This is a genomic window from Pseudomonas sp. YH-1, assembly GCF_051990045.1.
GTDB classification, from domain to species: Bacteria; Pseudomonadota; Gammaproteobacteria; order Pseudomonadales; family Pseudomonadaceae; genus Pseudomonas; species Pseudomonas nicosulfuronedens.
In genome coordinates, this window is record NZ_CP178184.1 from 6,247,844 (window position 1) to 6,263,933 (window position 16,090).

At 64.6% G+C, this 16,090-nt stretch carries 13 protein-coding genes; 5 read left to right on the forward strand and 8 right to left on the reverse strand.

Going from position 1 to position 16,090, the window contains the following annotated elements; all coding sequences use genetic code 11:
- Positions 1 to 60: 60 nt before the first annotated feature.
- The 3 genes from ACKI1H_RS28875 to ACKI1H_RS28885 all read right to left on the reverse strand — a co-directional run bounded on the left by ACKI1H_RS28875 (position 61) and on the right by ACKI1H_RS28885 (position 4,159).
- Positions 61 to 1,431, reverse strand: coding sequence for a PepSY-associated TM helix domain-containing protein (locus tag ACKI1H_RS28875; RefSeq protein ID WP_440467090.1), 1,371 nt, complete (start codon positions 1,429 to 1,431; stop codon positions 61 to 63).
- A 52-nt stretch (positions 1,432 to 1,483) separates the two neighbouring features.
- Positions 1,484 to 3,595 carry a TonB-dependent copper receptor gene (locus ACKI1H_RS28880; RefSeq protein WP_440467091.1) on the reverse strand — a complete coding sequence of 704 codons (2,112 nt, stop codon included), beginning with the start codon at positions 3,593 to 3,595 and terminating at the stop codon, positions 1,484 to 1,486.
- Between the two features lie 105 nt (positions 3,596 to 3,700).
- Positions 3,701 to 4,159 carry a DUF2946 domain-containing protein gene (locus tag ACKI1H_RS28885; RefSeq protein ID WP_440467092.1) on the reverse strand — a complete coding sequence of 153 codons (459 nt, stop codon included), beginning with the start codon at positions 4,157 to 4,159 and terminating at the stop codon, positions 3,701 to 3,703.
- A 399-nt stretch (positions 4,160 to 4,558) separates the two neighbouring features.
- On the opposite strand from ACKI1H_RS28885, the gene leuA reads away from it, so the two are divergent.
- The 4 genes from leuA to ACKI1H_RS28905 all read left to right on the forward strand — a co-directional run bounded on the left by leuA (position 4,559) and on the right by ACKI1H_RS28905 (position 9,751).
- On the forward strand, positions 4,559 to 6,229 hold the full coding sequence (gene leuA / locus ACKI1H_RS28890; protein ID WP_138525009.1) for a 2-isopropylmalate synthase: 1,671 nt from the start codon (positions 4,559 to 4,561) through the stop codon (positions 6,227 to 6,229).
- 80 nt (positions 6,230 to 6,309) lie between these two features.
- Positions 6,310 to 6,786 carry a hypothetical protein gene (locus ACKI1H_RS28895; protein ID WP_440467093.1) on the forward strand — a complete coding sequence of 159 codons (477 nt, stop codon included), beginning with the start codon at positions 6,310 to 6,312 and terminating at the stop codon, positions 6,784 to 6,786.
- A 272-nt stretch (positions 6,787 to 7,058) separates the two neighbouring features.
- Positions 7,059 to 8,429: a spinster family MFS transporter gene (locus tag ACKI1H_RS28900; RefSeq protein ID WP_138525005.1), complete on the forward strand. Its 1,371-nt coding sequence runs from the start codon at positions 7,059 to 7,061 to the stop codon at positions 8,427 to 8,429.
- An 83-nt stretch (positions 8,430 to 8,512) separates the two neighbouring features.
- A complete protein-coding gene (locus ACKI1H_RS28905) occupies positions 8,513 to 9,751 on the forward strand; it encodes an OprD family porin (RefSeq protein WP_440467094.1) in 1,239 nt (412 codons plus the stop codon).
- A 39-nt stretch (positions 9,752 to 9,790) separates the two neighbouring features.
- Here the strand turns inward: ACKI1H_RS28905 and ACKI1H_RS28910 are convergent, their stop codons facing one another.
- On the reverse strand, positions 9,791 to 10,123 hold the full coding sequence (locus tag ACKI1H_RS28910; RefSeq protein WP_081515953.1) for a DUF5629 family protein: 333 nt from the start codon (positions 10,121 to 10,123) through the stop codon (positions 9,791 to 9,793).
- 132 nt (positions 10,124 to 10,255) lie between these two features.
- Here ACKI1H_RS28910 and ACKI1H_RS28915 point away from each other — a divergent pair, with 132 nt between their 5' ends.
- Positions 10,256 to 11,209 carry an aldo/keto reductase gene (locus tag ACKI1H_RS28915; RefSeq protein WP_138524999.1) on the forward strand — a complete coding sequence of 318 codons (954 nt, stop codon included), beginning with the start codon at positions 10,256 to 10,258 and terminating at the stop codon, positions 11,207 to 11,209.
- A 154-nt stretch (positions 11,210 to 11,363) separates the two neighbouring features.
- Here ACKI1H_RS28915 and ACKI1H_RS28920 read toward each other — a convergent pair whose 3' ends face one another.
- The 4 genes from ACKI1H_RS28920 to bamB form a co-directional block, all read right to left on the reverse strand.
- Positions 11,364 to 12,158: an amidohydrolase gene (locus tag ACKI1H_RS28920; protein WP_440467095.1), complete on the reverse strand. Its 795-nt coding sequence runs from the start codon at positions 12,156 to 12,158 to the stop codon at positions 11,364 to 11,366.
- Positions 12,146 to 13,294, reverse strand: a complete 1,149-nt coding sequence (locus ACKI1H_RS28925; protein ID WP_138524995.1) for a pyridoxal phosphate-dependent aminotransferase — start codon at positions 13,292 to 13,294, stop codon at positions 12,146 to 12,148. Before ACKI1H_RS28925 ends, ACKI1H_RS28920 begins: the two co-directional genes overlap by 13 nt.
- Before the next feature lie 81 nt (positions 13,295 to 13,375).
- Complete coding sequence (gene der, locus ACKI1H_RS28930; RefSeq protein WP_045210518.1) at positions 13,376 to 14,863, reverse strand: ribosome biogenesis GTPase Der; 1,488 nt, start codon at positions 14,861 to 14,863, stop codon at positions 13,376 to 13,378.
- Positions 14,864 to 14,946: 83 nt separating this feature from the next.
- Complete coding sequence (bamB, locus tag ACKI1H_RS28935; RefSeq protein ID WP_440467096.1) at positions 14,947 to 16,089, reverse strand: outer membrane protein assembly factor BamB; 1,143 nt, start codon at positions 16,087 to 16,089, stop codon at positions 14,947 to 14,949.
- Position 16,090: the final 1 nt, after the last annotated feature.

Sequence of the window (16,090 nt, forward strand, 5' to 3'; positions counted from 1 at the left end):
AACGATCGCGCCGCAGCATAGCCTGCCTCGCGGCAGGCGTCAGGTTGAAACAGGGACGCATCAGCCCAGCGCCGGGCTGCGCGGTTTGATCCGCGATAGCACCGCCCAGTCCAGCGCCCACACCAGCAACAGAGAGACACCCACCAGCGGGAAGGCGACGCCGAGGAGGATCATGATCGCCACCCCGCCCTTCCATACCGGCAGTGCGTGGGGCATCGGCGGCACGCCGAGGCGGCCCTGCGGGCGGCGCTTCCACCAGATCCACAGGCCGCTGACCGCGCTGAGCAGGATCATCAGGCAGACGCCGAGCATGAGCATCTGGTTGAACAGGCCGAACATCTTGCCTTCGTGCAGCATCACCCCGGACTCGACGCCCTTGGCCACCAGCCCATAGTCCTTCCAGCGCACGTCGGCGAGCACCTTGCCGGTGTACTGGTCGATGTGCAGGGTGGCGTCGTTACGCGAGTCGTCGGCGAACACCGAGACGGTGAACACGCCCTGCTCGCCCTTGGGCAGCGCAATGGCGTAGCCCGGCACCACGCCGGCCTGGTCGGCCGTGTCGACCACCTGCTGCAGGCTGATCTGCGGCATCGCCATGCCGCCGGAGCCATGGGCCATGTGCTCGGCGTGGGCACCGCCGGACATCGGCATCGGCGTGTTTTCCATGGCCCAGGGAATGGTCTGGCGGTGCGCCTCGTTGAGCGTGCGCGCCTCCAGGTCGGACTTGGGCACTTCATTCCACATGGGCGCCGGGAAGCGGTTCCACACGTCGGCGAAGGACTTGCCCCAGAAGCCGGTCCAGGTCATGCCGGTGAGCAGCATGAACAGCATCAGCAGCGAGCCCCAGAAGCCGACCACCACGTGCACCTCACGCCACAGCGCACGGCCACGACGCGACAGGTCAGGCCAGAGCAGCACGCGCAGCGAGCGCTTGCGCGGCCACCAGAGGTACAGGCCGGAGGCCACCAGCACGATGCCCCAGCCCGCCGCCAGCTCGATCAGCCGATCACCGACGGTGCCGATCATCAGCTCGCCGTGCAGCGCACGAGCCATGGCCTGCAGGTTGGACTTGGCGTCCTGGACACCGAGCAGCTTGCCGCTGTAGGGGTCGACGAAGGCATTGACCTCTCGCCCATCGAGCTGGGCGACGAACTGCGCGCTGCGGTCGGCGGCCGGTGCCGGCAGGTACTGGCTGACCTGCAATTGCGGGTTCTGGTGATGCAGGTGCATCAGTTGCTCATCGGCGGATAGCCGCACCTCGCCCGGTTTCACCGTCAGCAGGTCGCTGTACATCAGCGGGTCGAGCTGCGGCTTGAACAGGTAGATGATCCCGGTGAGCGACAGCAAGATCATGAACGGCGCGACGAACAGACCGGCATAGAAATGCCAGCGCCAGGCCAGGTTGTAGAAATCGAATGTCTTCTGCTGCATTCGTTGATCTCCTCACGCAAGGAGGCCCCCGACGGGCGGGGGCCGGTCGGGCTTAGAAGCTGAAGTCCACTTTGGTCCAGAACGTACGTCCCGGTTCGTGGATCGATTCGGGGTCGTTCGCCGGGTAGCCGAAGCCGGCGTTACCCGCCAGGTTCAGGTGCTCGGCGTAGTCCTTGTCGAACAGGTTGTCGACGCCGGTGCTGACCTTGAGGTTCTTGCTCAGCTTGTAAGCACCGTTGAGCGAGAACACCGCGAAGCCGGGGCTTTCGTCGAAGTCGTAGCCGACCACGTTGCCCTGGTTCTCGGCGATCCGGCCCTGGTGCGCAACCACGCGCCAGAGTCCGCCGGCGCTCCAGTCGCCTTCCTCGTAGGTCAGGCCGAAACGCGCCTCCAGCGGCGGCATCTGCGGCAGCGCAGTGTCGTCGGTGGTGTTCTTGCCCCAGGCGTAGGCCAGGGTGCCATCGGCGGTCCAGTTGCTGGTCAGCGCGTAGGCCGCACCCAGTTCGCCGCCCATGATGCGGGCATCGACGTTCCGCGCCTGGGAGGTGCGGCCCATCATGCCGCCGGGCAGGTAGTCGAAGAGGATGTAGTCACGGATCACGCCGACGTAGCCCGACGCCCAGGCCTTGAGCTTCTCGTCCTCGTACTGCGCGCCAAAGTCCAGCTGGGTGGTCTTCTCCGGCTTGATGCTGTCGAAGGCGTTGACCGAGCCGGTCGGGCCCTTATCCGGGGAGAACAGCTCCCAGTAGTCGGGGAAGCGCTGCACGTGGCCGAGGCCAACGTAGAGGGTGGTCGGCGTGTCAGCCAGGTCGTGCTCGTAGCGCGCAAAGCCGCTGGGCAGGGTATCGGCACGGGTGTCGTCGGCAGTGGGGTTGGGCATCGCCATCATCCCCGAGCCGGTTGTCTGCCGGTAATCCTTGACCGAGGCGCGGTCCAGGCGCGCACCGGTGATCACGCGATCACGGTCGGCGGCGTACCAGGTCAGCTCGCCGAAGGCGCCGTAGTTGTGGAACACGGCATCCTTGTCCCACGGCTGCTCGTCATAGGTATTGATCCCCATGCCGCTGCGTTCGCGGTGTTCGTTGGTCTGCGCATCGACCCCGGTGATCAGCTTGAAGTCGTCCCAGCGCCAGGTGGCGGCCAGGCGCCCGCCAAGGGTGCGACGGTCGACGTTGGAGGCCATGGGGCCGGCCATCATGCCGGTGCCCGAGGGCGTGCGCAGGCTGTAGTTGTCCATCACGTGGTCGGCGTAGTTGTAGTAGACCTGCGCCTCCAGCTTGTCGAGCACCTCGCCGATGTTGGACTTCTCGAAGCGCAGGCCGAGGCTTTCGCGCTTGAACTGCGAGCCATCCATGCCGCGCCCGGCATAGCGCGCCTCACCATCACCCTTGCCGGCGGTGAGCTCGACCAGGGTGTCGGCGTCCGGCGTCCAGCCCACCGCCACGTCGCCGTTCCACTTGTTCCAGCGCGAGGGCACGGTGTTGCCGCTGCCGTCTTCGTAGTCGTCGGACTGCGACTTGTTGCCGGTGACCCGCACATAGCCCAGCGGCCCGCCAGCGGCAGCATCCAGCACGCGGTCGAAGCGACCGTTGGAGCCGGCGACGAGGCTGCCGTTGACGCGCATGCCCAGCTCGCCGAAGCGCTCCGGCTCGCGGTCGAAGCGGATGGTCCCCGCCGAGGCACCGGGCCCCCAGATCACGGTCTCCGGGCCCTTGACCACGGTGAGCTTGTCGAAGGTTTCCGGCGAGATATAGGAGGTCGGGGCATCCATCCGTGCCGGGCAGGCGCCGAGCATCGTGGTGCCGTTGGTGAGGATATTCAGGCGCGAGCCGAACATGCCGCGCAGTACAGGATCGCCGTTGGTGCCGCCGTTACGGATGGCGGAGAAGCCGGGAATGGTCTTGAGGTAGTCGGCGCCATCGCTGGCGGGGATCGGCTGGCGCGGCTGCTTGGGGTCGGTGACGACGGTCAGCGGCGAACTCTGCGCCACGGCGGTGATGACGCTGGGCGACAGTTCGGTAACCGCCGCATTGGCGGTGTGCGCCGAATGATCTTCTTCCTCGGCCAACACAGGAACGGCAGTGAAACCGCCAAGGGCGGTCAGCGCGCACAGGGCGCGCAGGCCGACGGCAGTGTGCCGACGGCGCAGGGGCATGCGGGTCATTCCATGAATTCCATGATCGGTGATGACGCCCGCTCCACACGTACTCGCACGGCGCGCAAGCGAATGCAGGCATCCGCGCCGGGGTCGGGGAGTCGGGATTGCGGGTCAGCCGATCAGGAACGGAGGAGCGCGGGAGCGAGCGCCGGGGAAGACCGGCGAGGCAGGAATGCGGGAGGCAGTGAACAGTGCAACCGGTGCGCCGACGGCGGGGACACCGTGGTCGAGCACTACCGGCGGCGGCGTCAGCGGCGGGCTGTGGATCAGCAGGCTGCAGTAGCCGCACTTCTCCATGAAGGCATCGGCGGTGAGCGGCTGCTCGCCGTGAGAGGTCGCTGCCGGATGTTGCGCAGCGGCACGGTGCCCCTCCGAACAGGCCATCTCGTCCATGGCAGCGACCGCCGCGCCATGGTCCATGGACTTGCCATGCTCCATCGGCATGACGTGATCCATGGGCATGGCGTGATCCATCGGCATCGACTGGGAAACCAGCGGGCCGACATAGATCATCAGCATGGCGAACAACGCCAGCCAGGTGCCTACGCCTTGTCGAGTACGACGGGTCACGAAATGTCCTTGCGGATGGAAGGTCCCTGCCTGAGGCGGGGTGCGCAATGATCGCACGGAGTTACAAAGCTCCGCTGCGGCACGAAGACGCAGAATCAGTTAAGCACAGCGCTAAGCTTCAGGATTAATTGCTTAAATAGTAAGTTTTCGACAATTATTCATCTCTCAATCGCTATCGAAGACTTTTCCTACCAAATTTCCCCAAATGCTTGCCATTGGTCTTCCAGGCCTTTAGCTTGGCACTCATGAAAACCGCACACACCCTCATCCTGCTTCGCCAACACGCCTGCCTGCGCCTGGTCAGCCCACGACTGCGTGGCTGAGCCCCCTCCTCCGTTTCGCCTCATTCAGATTTTATCGCGCAGGCCTCGCAGGCCGCAGAGAACAAGGATTCCGCTCATGAGCATGTTGAAAGACCCGTCGAAGAAATACCGCGCCTTCACCCAGATCACCCTGCCCGACCGTACCTGGCCGGACAAGATCATCGACAAGGCGCCGATCTGGCTGTCCACCGACCTGCGCGACGGCAACCAGTCCCTGATCGAGCCGATGGACGCCGAGAAGAAGATGCGCTTCTTCAAGTGCCTGGTTCAGGTAGGCCTGAAAGAAATCGAAGTGGGATTCCCGTCCGCCTCGCAGACCGACTTCGACTTCGTGCGTGAGCTGATCGAGAACGACCACATTCCCGATGACGTCACCATTCAGGTGCTGACCCAGGCCCGCGACGACCTCATCGAGCGCACCTTCGAGTCCCTCAAGGGCGCGAAGAAAGCCATCGTCCACTACTACAACGCCTGCGCACCGAGCTTCCGCAAGATCGTCTTCAACCAGGACAAGGCCGGTGTGAAAGCCATCGCAGTGGCCGCCGGCCAGACCATCAAGCGCCTGGCCGACGCCGCACCGGAAACCCAGTGGGGCTTCGAGTACTCGCCGGAAGTGTTCAGCTCCACCGAGACCGATTTCGCCGTCGAGGTGTGCAACGCGGTGATCGAGGTGTTCCAGCCGACCCCGGCCAACCGCCTGATCCTCAACCTGCCCGCCACCGTCGAGTGCGCCACCCCGAACAACTACGCCGACCAGATCGAGTGGTTCGGCCGCCAGATCAACAAGCGCGACAGCGTGCTGCTCAGCCTGCACACCCACAATGACCGAGGCACTGGCGTGGCCGCGTCGGAACTGGCCCTGATGGCCGGCGCCGACCGCGTCGAAGGCTGCCTGTTCGGTAACGGCGAGCGCACCGGCAACCTCTGCCTGGTGACCATGGCGCTGAACATGTACACCCAGGGCATCGATCCCGAGCTGGACTTCTCCGACATCGATGCCGTGCGCAAGGTGGTGGAAGAGTGCAACCAGATTCCGGTGCACCCGCGTCACCCGTATGTTGGCGACCTGGTCCACACCGCCTTCTCCGGCTCCCACCAGGATGCCATCCGCAAGGGCTTCGCCCAGCAGCAGGAAGACGCCGTGTGGGAAGTGCCGTACCTGCCGATCGACCCGGCGGACATCGGCCGCAGCTACGAAGCCGTGATCCGTGTGAACAGCCAGTCCGGCAAGGGCGGCATCACTTTCCTGCTCGAACAGGAATACGGCATCAGCCTGCCGCGCCGCATGCAGATCGAGTTCAGTCAGGTAGTGCAGAACGAAACCGATCGCCTGGGCCTGGAAATGACCGCCGAGCAGATCTACACCCTGCTGCAGACCGAGTACCTGCAGGCTGTTTCCCCGTTCGGCCTGAAGAACTACCGCCTGCAGGAAGAGAACGGCATCTGCGCCATCGACATCGACGTCACCCACAAGGGCGAGCAGCACCGCTGGCACGGCAAGGGCAAGGGCACCCTGGAAGCCCTGGTTGCCTCGCTGCCGGTGGACGTCGAGATCATGGACTACAACGAGCACGCCATCGGCGCCGGCACCAATGCCCGCGCAGCCGCCTATATCGAGCTGCGCGTCGAGGGTGGTCGCTCGCTGCACGGTATCGGCATCGATGAAAACATCACCACCGCGAGCTTCCGTGCGCTGTTCAGCGCGCTGAACCGCGCCGTGACACTGGGCCACGCAAAAGCCGCGTAAGCCTGGTCCAGGCTGGTAAAAAGGAAGTCCCTTTGCCCCGGACGCTTCGAGCGTCCGGGGCTTTTTCATGGAGTGAAAACATGACCGACACCCAGCAGGACAATCCCTTCCAGACACCGACCGCCGCCCTCCAGGATGGACCCGCCGTTGCCACCGGCGAGCCGCTTTACCGTCTTGCCGGCGTCGGTATCGCCACCTTCTTCGGTACGCCCATCGCCGGGGCCTGGGTCATGGTTCAGAACCTCAAGGCGCTGGGGCGCCTCGAGGAGGTGCGCAAAGCGTGGATGATGGGGCTGGGCTTCACCATTGGCATATTCGTCATCGGCTATTTCCTGCCAGACAACATCTCCGGTGCCCCCATGTCCATCGCGACGGTCGTCGGTATGTACCAGTTCGCCAAGCAGACCTTCGGCGCCGCCCTGGAGCGGCATGCCGCCGGTAGCGGGCAATGGCGCTCCAACTGGCGCGCCTTTGGTGTCAGCTTGCTGATCCTCGCCGCCGTCATGGCCGTGGTCTTCGGCGGCGCCTTCGTCCTGGCCCTGCTCGGCCTGATCTGAACCGCCCGCCTCACACTGCCTAAAGATTCCCCCTAGCCCCCTAGGGGGAAATCTCCGCAATGCTGGTACTCGCCCCGATTACCGCTGCTTCCTCCCTTCCCTAGTCTTGCGTGCACTGCCGTGAAAGCGGCAGGCAATCAAAAAACCGTGTCACGCAATCAGACACGATCGGCAGCCCCTGCCTTGCGTACAGAGGCGCCTGGTTACCCACAACAACAACGAGCTCGACGTGCTTGGCCATCTGCCTTCACCCGCTTCAGGAGCCAGTAACCGTGAACCCGCAATCTCCCCACCCGCAATCCGTCCGCACTTCCCGTTATTCCTGGTACGTCGTCGTGCTGTGCATGGTCGCGTACATCTTCTCCTTCGTGGATCGGCAGATCCTTTCGCTGATGATCGAGCCGATCAAGGCCGACCTGCAGATCAGCGATACCCAGTTCAGCCTGCTCAGCGGGCTGGCCTTCTCGCTGTTCTACGCCTTCATGGGGCTGCCCATCGCGTACCTCGCCGACCGCTCCTCGCGAGTCAGGATCATCGCCATCGGCGTGGCCTTCTGGAGCATCGCCACCGCGGCGTGCGGGCTGTCGAAGAACTTCCTGCAGATGTTCCTGGCGCGCATGAGCGTCGGCGTCGGCGAAGCCGCACTGACCCCGGCGACCTACTCGATGCTTGCCGACCTGTTCCCCAAGGAAAAACTCGGCCGCGCGCTGGGGCTGTACTCGATGGGGGCCTTCCTCGGTGGCGGCCTGGCGTTCCTGGTCGGCGGCTATGTGATCGAAGCGCTGCGCGACGTGCCGGCCATCGACCTGGGCTGGCTGGGCCAGGTGCGTTCCTGGCAGATCGCCTTCTTCATCGTCGGTCTGCCAGGGGTGCTGGTGGCGCTGCTGATCGCCCTGACCATCCGCGACCCGGCGCGCAAGCTTGCCGACCCGACGCACAAGGCAACGGTGAGTGATGGCCTGCGCTTCCTCGGCCGCCACCGCGCGACCTTCACCTGCCACTTTCTCGGCTTCTCGTTCTTCGCCATGTGCCAGTACGCCTTGATGGGTTGGGCCCCGGCCCTTTACATCCGCCAGTACGGCCTGACACCGATGGAGGTAGGGACGTTGCTGGGCGGCATCCTGCTGGTACTCAATACGGCCGGCGTGTTCTGCGCCGGCTGGCTGGTGGACAGCCTGCAGAAACGTGGGCACAGCGACGCCGCGCTGATCAGCGGCATGCTCGGCGCGGCCTGTACCATCCCCTTCGTCATCGGTGCAGTCAGCGTCAACAGCCTGCAACTGTCGGCGGTGCTGATGGGGCCGGCGATGTTCTTCTGCGCCTTCTGCATCTCCACTTCGGCAGCCGCCATGCAGGTGCTTACGCCCAATCGCCTGCGCGCGCAGGTGTCGGCACTGTTCCTGCTGGTCTCCAACCTGATCGGCCTGGGCGTCGGCACCACGCTCGTGGCACTGCTCACCGACCAGTACTTCAAGGACCCGAAGGCCGTCGGCTCCTCCATCGGCATCATCGTCACCCTCGCCGGGCTGCTCTGCCTGTGGCTGCTGGGCAGAGGGCGCAAGCACTTCCGCCGCAGCCTGGGCCAGGAGCAAACAGCCGAGCCTGAAACTGCACCGCTGGATAGCGCCGCCGTCGCGAACTGATCGCGCCCGCCTCGACAAGACGTACGCCCGTTCGCCGGCGTGGCACCCTATGCGCCCCGGCGGACGACGCCCAGGAGATGACGATGTTCCGTAATCGCTTTGCCGGTGCGCTGCTCTCCAGCGCGCTGATGCCCCTCTGTGCCCAGGCCGACCTGATCGACGACAGCCGCCTGGACACCACCCTGCGCAACTTCTACATGCTGCGCGACTACCGCCAGGACAATGCCCCGCAGTCCCAGGCCGGCAGCTGGTCCCAGGCTGTGCTGGCGCGTTTCAGTTCCGGTTTCACCGAAGGCACCCTCGGTGTCGGCGTGGACTTCACCGGCTTCTACGCCCTGAAGCTCGACGGCGGCGCCGGCACCAGCAACGACAGCAACCTGCCCTATGACCGCACGACTGGCGAGCCGGTGAATGACTTCAGCCGTGGCGGCGCCACGCTCAAGCTGCGCTATTCGAAGACCACCCTGAAGGTCGGACTGCTGGAGCCGCGCCTGCCGGTGATTTTCCAGGATGACGTGCGCGTGCTGCCGCAGACTTTCCAGGGCGTGATGCTGGAGTCGAAGGAATCGGATCGTTTCAAGTTCACCGCCGCGCAACTCTGGAACACCAGCACCCGCGCCTCCAGCGACCGCGAGTCGTTCTATCTGGCCACCCGCCCCGCCAGCCAGGACAGCAACAAACTGAACCTGGGCGGCGTCGATGCGCAGTGGACGCCCGGTCTGTCCACCAGCTACTACTTCGCCCAGCTCGAGGACATTTACGATCAGCACTACGTCGGCGCCAACTTCAAGCAGCCGTTGGGTGAGAACACCGCACTGCTCGGCACCCTGAGCTACTTCCACAACGAGGAGTCCGGGCAGGCGCTGTCCGGCCGCATCGACAACCGCGCCTATGGCGCTCGACTCGGCGTGAAGCACGGCAGCCACACGCTCTCGGCCACGTATCAACGCATGCTCGGCGAGGACATGTTCCCCATGCTGCTGGGCAATACCCCGCAACCCTACCTGGTCAACTGGGTCACCAACGGCGGGTTCTTCTGGGCGCAGGAGCGTTCCTACCAGCTGCGCTACGACTATGACTTCGCCAGCCTCGGCCTGCCGGGCCTGACCCTGATGACGCGCTACACCAAGGGCACCGATATCGCACGCCCCGGCATGAGCGATGGCCACGAATACGAGCGCGATACCGACATCGGCTACACCATCCAGAACGGGCCGCTGAAGACGCTGTCGTTCCTCATGCGCACCTCCACGGTCCGCAGCAGCTATTCCAGCGACTACGACGAGGTGCGCTTCATCACCAGCTATCCGCTGGCGTTCTGAGCCCGGAAAGGAAGAAGGCCCCTCGCGGGGCCTTCTTCCTTACTCGTCGTCGCCGCTGGCAGCGACAGCGCCCAGGCAACAGAGTCGGTGCTGCTGGTCGCCTGCCTGCAGCAGCCAGGTCTCGTCTTCGGCCTGGTAGCTGGCCTCCATCACCTGGTTGTAGCTGAAGCGCCATTCACGGCGATCACGGCCGTCGATGGACTCGATCTGCAGCACCACGTCTTCGCTGGCGAAGGGCTGGTCGGCGTGGGCGGCCGCGTCGGCCTGGTCCAGCAATGCCTCGTTCAGCTCGAACTGCCAGGCGTGTAGACCGTCGATCAACAGCATGTCGGCGGTTTCCAGCTGGTCCAGCAGGTAGGGAGTCGTGGTCATGGCGGGCACTCGGCAGATGGGCTGGCCGCCATGATAGACCAGCTGGCCCGCGACTGCCGGTCATTCGCCCCGGCGAGAGAGTGGACGGCGTCTACACTGAGGGCTTTCGCAGTGTCTCAGGAGCCAAAGCAGATGCGTACACGCGAACTCGGCCAATCGGGCCTGAAGATTCCCGCGCTGGTGTTCGGCGGCAACGTGTTCGGCTGGGCCGCCGACGAGGCGACCTCGTTTCGCCTGCTGGATGCCTTGGTCGACGCCGGGCTCAACTGCATCGACACTGCCGACGTCTACTCACGCTGGGTCCCTGGCCACGAGGGCGGCGAGTCGGAAGTCCTGATCGGCAAGTGGCTGAAGAAGACCGGCAAGCGCAATCAGGTGCAGATCGCCACCAAGGTCGGCATGGACATGGGCAACGGCCACAAGGGGCTGTCGGCGGTGTACATCGAGCAGGCACTGGAGCGCTCGCTCAAGCGACTGCAGACCGACTACATCGACCTCTACCAGTCGCATTGTGATGACCCGCACACCTCGCTGGAGGAAACCATGGGCGCCTTTGCCGAGGCGGTCGAACGCGGCAAGGTGCGAGTGATCGGCGCCTCGAACTTCGACGCCAAGCGCCTGCGCGAAGCCCATGAGCTCTGCACACGCCTGAAGCTGCCGCAGTACCAGAGCCTGCAGCCCAACTACAACCTGTACGACCGCGCCAACTACGAGACGCAGCTGGAGCCGACGGTGCAACAACTGGGCCTGGGCGTCATCAGCTTCTATTCACTGGCCGCCGGCTTCCTCACCGGCAAGTACCGCAGCGAGGCGGACCTGGGCAAGAGCAGCGTACGCGGCTACAAGGTGAAGAACTTCATGAACGAGCGCGGCTTCGCCATCCTCGATGCACTGGAGGAAGTGGCGGGCGATCTCAAGGTCACGCCGACGCAGGTCGCCCTCGCCTGGCTGATGGCCCGCCCGAGCATTACCGCGCCGATTGCCAGTGCGTCGAAGCTGGAGCAGCTGCCGGACCTGATCGCGGCGGTGGAGCTGAAGCTCAGTGACGAGGCGATCCAGCGGTTGAATACCGCCAGTGCCTACTAAGGAAGTCGCAGGCAAACACTGACCGTAGGATGGCGTGGAGCGAAGCGATACCCATCATTGGCAATACCGACAGCATGGGTATCGCTCTGCTCCCCCATCCTACATCGAGGTTCCCTGTAGGAGCGCGCCACGGTCCGCCCTGCAGGGAAATCCGTTACGTCCGAATGTCGAACTGGTCGGCGTCGAGATTGGCCGGGAAACGCTCGCGGTAAGCCGCCAGATCCGCTCCGCTCAAGGCGATCTGGAAAACCCCATCGGCATTGCCCGCCGCCAACAGGTTATCCCCCTGGAAGTCGAGCACCTGGCTGTCGCCGGAATAGGCGTGACCCTTTCCGTCTTCACCAACGCGGTTGACCGCCGCGACATAGCAGAGGTTTTCGATGGCCCGCGCCGGCAGCAGGCGATTCCAGTGCTGGCGACGCGCGGCCGGCCAGTTGGCGGTGTAGAGCAGCAGGTCAGTGTCCTGGGCATCGCGGCTCCATACCGGGAAGCGCAGGTCGTAGCAGACCAGCGGGCGGATTCGCCAGCCCTTCCACTCCAGCAGCACCTGCTGCTCGCCCGGCGTGTAGTGCTTGTGCTCGCCGGCCATGCGAAACAGATGACGCTTGTCGTAATGCTGTACTTCCCCATCCGGGCGTGCCCAGAGCAAGCGGTTGCGATGGCTGCCGTCCGCCACGCGGATGATCACGCTGCCGCAGACCACAGCATCGAGCTTGCCCGCCTGCTCGCGCAGCCAGGCGTAGGTTTCGCCCTCTTCCGCCTCAGCGAGGGCTTCGGAATCCATGGAGAAACCGGTGGTGAACATCTCCGGCAGGATCACCACGTCCGCGCCACGGGTACTTTCCAGAAGTCCTTCGAAGCGTTCCCGGTTGGCCTTGGCGTCGTGCCAGACCAGGGTGGTCTGCACGAGAGCGAGCTTGAGATCGGCCAGTTGAGTCAGATCGCGCATAGTCGTTCCGCTGCCTGGCGCAGCGTCTCCTCTTTCTTGGCGAAGCAGAAGCGCACCAGGCGCGCGTCCGCCGGGGCCTGCTGGTAGAACACCGAGACCGGAATGGCGGCCACGCCGTGCTCACGGGTCAGCCATTCGGACATGGCGACGTCATCGAGGTCCGGGCGAATCGCCGAGTAATCGACCACCTGGAAGTAGGTGCCGGCAGCACGCTGGAAGGTGAAGCGCGAGCCTTCCAGCAGGTCGCAGAACAGGTCGCGCTTGGCTTGGTAGAAGCCTGGCAGCTCGCGCAGGTGCTCGGGGTGCGCGGCCATGAAGTCGGCCAGCGCCCACTGTAGCGGGGTCACGCCGCAGAAGTTCACGTACTGGTGAATCTTGCGCATCTCCGCCGACAACGCCGGTGGTGCCACCACGTAGCCGGTCTTCCAGCCGGTGACGTGGTAGGTCTTGCCGAAGGAGCTGATGACGAAAGCGCGCGCATACAGCTCGTCATGGGCCAGCACGCTGGCGTGCTGCACGCCGTCATAGATCAGATGCTCGTAGACCTCGTCACTGATCAGGTAGATTTCGCGGTCACGGATCAGTTCGGCCAGGCGATCCAGGTCGGCACGGTCGATCAGTGCACCACTGGGGTTGTGCGGGCTGTTGAGGAAGATCAGGCGTGTGCGCGGAGTGATGGCATCGGCCAGGCGCTGCCAGTCGATGCGGAAGTCCGGCTGGCTCAAAGCGACATGCACACAACGGCCACCGGCCAGCTCGACCGATGGCTCGTAGCTGTCGTAGCAGGGATCGAGGACGATGGCTTCGTCGCCAGTGCGGATCAGCGCCTGTACGGCACAGAAGATCCCTTCTGTCGCACCGGGGACGATGGTCACCTCGGTGTCGGCACTGACGTTGCGGCCGTAGAGGCTCGCGACCTTGATCGCAACCTGCTCGCGCAGTGCTGGCAAGCCGGTCATCGGGCTGTACTGGTTGTGCCCGGCCAGGACGTGACGGGCGACTGCTTCAAGCAGCGGCGCAGGGCCGGGGAAGTCCGGGAAGCCCTGGGAGAGATTCAGCGCCCCGCTTTCGGCGGCGAGCTGGGACATGCGGGTGAAGATGGTGGTGCCGACATTCGGCAGTTTGCTGGTGAGCATGGCGTGACTACAGGCTGCAGGCGATGAGAGGGAAGTCCCTACTCTATCGCCTGCGGCTTGCGGTCTAAAGCCTGACAGACGTTATTTACGTTTGTCCTTCTTCTTCTTCTCCGCCTTCTTGTGGTGCGACATCAGGCGGCGCTTCTTGTTGACCTGGCGATCGGTGAGCTGGGTCTTCTTGCCCTCGAACGGGTTGTCACCGCCCTTGTACTCGATGCGGATCGGCGTGCCGACCAGCTTCAGCACGCGGCGGAAGGTCTTCTCCAGGTAGCGGGTATACGCCTTGGGCACCGCGTCCACCTGGTTGCCGTGGATCACGATCAGCGGCGGGTTGGCGCCGCCCAGGTGCGCATAGCGCAGCTTGATGCGGCGGCCGTTGACCATCGGCGGCTGGTGGACCTGGATGGCGTCCTCGAGGATCTGCGTGAGCTTGCTGGTGGGCCAGCGCGTCACGGCGGAACGGAAGGAGTCCTGCACCGACTTGTACAGGTGGCCAACGCCAGTGCCGTGCAGCGCGGAGATGAAGTGGATATCGGCGAAGTCGGCGAACATCAGCCGGCGCTCGAGTTCGGTCTTCACGTAGTCGCGCTCGGCCGACTCCATGCCGTCCCACTTGTTCAGCGCGATGACCAGCGCACGGCCGGTCTCCAGCACGAAACCGAGCAGGTTGAGGTCGTGTTCGACCACGCCTTCGCGGGCGTCCATGACGAAGATGACCACGTTGGCGTCCTGGATCGCCTGCAGGGTCTTCACCACGGAGAACTTTTCCACCGCCTCGAAGATCTTGCCGCGGCGGCGTACGCCGGCGGTGTCGATCAGGGTGTACTTCTCTTCGTTGCGCTCGAAGGGGATGTAGATACTGTCGCGGGTGGTGCCGGCCTGGTCGTACACGATCACCCGCTCTTCACCGAGCATGCGGTTGACCAGGGTGGACTTGCCGACGTTGGGGCGACCGATGATGGCGATCTTGATGCCATCCTTCTCGCTCGGGCCGGGAATGCGCTTGGCTTCCTCACCCTCGGCGACCTCTTCCAGCTCGCTGGGCAGGTCGTTGTCTTCCGGCGCTTCCGGCTCGGGAGCGAACATCTCGCCCAGGGCTTCCTGGAGCATCTGGGTGATGCCACGGCCGTGGGCGGCGGCGATCGGGATCGCATGCCCCAGGGCCAGCGGGCTGAACTCGGCGCGGGCGATGTCCGGATCGACGGTGTCGACCTTGTTGGCCACCAGGTAGGTGCGCTTGTTCTTCTTGCGCAGGTGCTCGCCGATCATCTCGTCGGCGGCGGTGAGGCCGGCGCGGGAGTCGACCATGAACAGGACGGCATCGGCCTCTTCGATGGCCTGCAGCGACTGCTCGGCCATCTTGGCGTCGATACCCTCTTCGTCACCGGAAATACCACCGGTATCGATGACGATGAATTTCTTGCCCTGCCACTTGGCCTCGCCGTACTGGCGGTCTCGGGTCAGACCTGCGTACTCGGCGACGATGGCGTCACGGGTGCGGGTCAGGCGGTTGAACAGGGTGGACTTGCCGACGTTCGGGCGGCCCACCAGGGCTATTACGGGAACCATGCGGCTCTCCAGGAAATTTGATTTTCAGAAAACACGACGGCCGCTGCCGTTTTTCACGGCAGCGGCCGGCAGTAACACTCAGCTTAGCGAATCGTGTAGGCGGCCAGCTTACCGCTGTTGCCGAACACGTACATCCAGCTGCCGACTACCAGCGGGCGAACCCGCACGCCGTCACCGTCGACCTTCTCGCGGCCAACGAAACGACCGTCCACCTGACTCAGCAGGTGCACGTAACCTTCCAGGTCACCGACCACTACGTTGCTCGACAGCACGGCAGGAGCGGACAGCTGGCGGCGAGCCAGAGCGTCGTTGCTCCACAGCGAGGACGAACCACGGGAATCGAGGCTTTCCACAGTGCCGCTGGACTGGCTGATGAACACGCTGCCAGTACCTTCGGCGACGCCGACGTAGCTGGAAGCTTCACGCTGCCAAAGCACGCGACCAGTACCTACATCCAGTGCCGCAGCGCGGCCCTGATAGCTGGCGACATAAAGAACGTCGTCGACCAGCAGCAGGCCGCCGTCGATATCGACGACGCGGTCCAGCTCGGAACGGCCTTGCGGAATCGCAACGCGCGCTTCCCAAACCGGCAGGCCACGCTCCACGTCCACCGCGACGACCTTGCCGCTGGCCAGGCCGGCCAGGGCCAGGCGACCCGCGATCAGCGGAGCGCCAGTACCGCGCAGGGTCAGTACCGGTACGGTGCCTTCGTAGATCCAGCGCTGGTTGCCGCTGGAGGCATCGAAGCCGATCAGCTTGTCGTCCTGGGTCTGCACCACCACCACGTCGCCGTTGGTGGCCGGGGCAGCCAGCACTTCGCTGGTGACCTTGGCGCGCCACTTCTGCTCGCCGGAACCGGAGTCCAGGGCGATCACGTCGCCACGCAGGGTGCCCAGCAGGACCATGCCGCTGCCCACGCCGACGGCGCCGGAGATCGGCAGATCAAGGTCTTTCTTCCACAGCACTTCGCCGGTTTCACGCTGCATGGCCATGACGCGGCCTTCGGCAGACGCGGCGTAGATGGTCTGGCCATCCACGGCGGGCTCAAGCAGGTTGTACAGGTCGCCCTGGCCATCACCGACCGAGCGGCTCCACTGTTTCTCCAGGCGAACCTCTTCCTTGAAGTCGGTCAGTTCGGCCGGCGGCAGTTCTTTCTTGCTATTGCTGCTGCAACCCACAGCCATCAGGGTCAGTGCCAGCAGTGCAACGTGTTTCCAACGCAACATC

Coding starts and splice junctions, on each gene's coding strand:
- bamB (WP_440467096.1), bottom strand. CDS start 16,089: ATGTTGCGTTGGAAACACGTTGCACTGCTGGCACTGACCCTGATGGCT.
- leuA (WP_138525009.1), top strand. CDS start 4,559: ATGAGCATGTTGAAAGACCCGTCGAAGAAATACCGCGCCTTCACCCAG.
- der (WP_045210518.1), bottom strand. CDS start 14,863: ATGGTTCCCGTAATAGCCCTGGTGGGCCGCCCGAACGTCGGCAAGTCC.
- ACKI1H_RS28875 (WP_440467090.1), bottom strand. CDS start 1,431: ATGCAGCAGAAGACATTCGATTTCTACAACCTGGCCTGGCGCTGGCAT.
- ACKI1H_RS28925 (WP_138524995.1), bottom strand. CDS start 13,294: ATGCTCACCAGCAAACTGCCGAATGTCGGCACCACCATCTTCACCCGC.
- ACKI1H_RS28905 (WP_440467094.1), top strand. CDS start 8,513: ATGTTCCGTAATCGCTTTGCCGGTGCGCTGCTCTCCAGCGCGCTGATG.
- ACKI1H_RS28920 (WP_440467095.1), bottom strand. CDS start 12,158: ATGCGCGATCTGACTCAACTGGCCGATCTCAAGCTCGCTCTCGTGCAG.
- ACKI1H_RS28910 (WP_081515953.1), bottom strand. CDS start 10,123: ATGACCACGACTCCCTACCTGCTGGACCAGCTGGAAACCGCCGACATG.
- ACKI1H_RS28915 (WP_138524999.1), top strand. CDS start 10,256: ATGCGTACACGCGAACTCGGCCAATCGGGCCTGAAGATTCCCGCGCTG.
- ACKI1H_RS28880 (WP_440467091.1), bottom strand. CDS start 3,595: ATGACCCGCATGCCCCTGCGCCGTCGGCACACTGCCGTCGGCCTGCGC.
- ACKI1H_RS28895 (WP_440467093.1), top strand. CDS start 6,310: ATGACCGACACCCAGCAGGACAATCCCTTCCAGACACCGACCGCCGCC.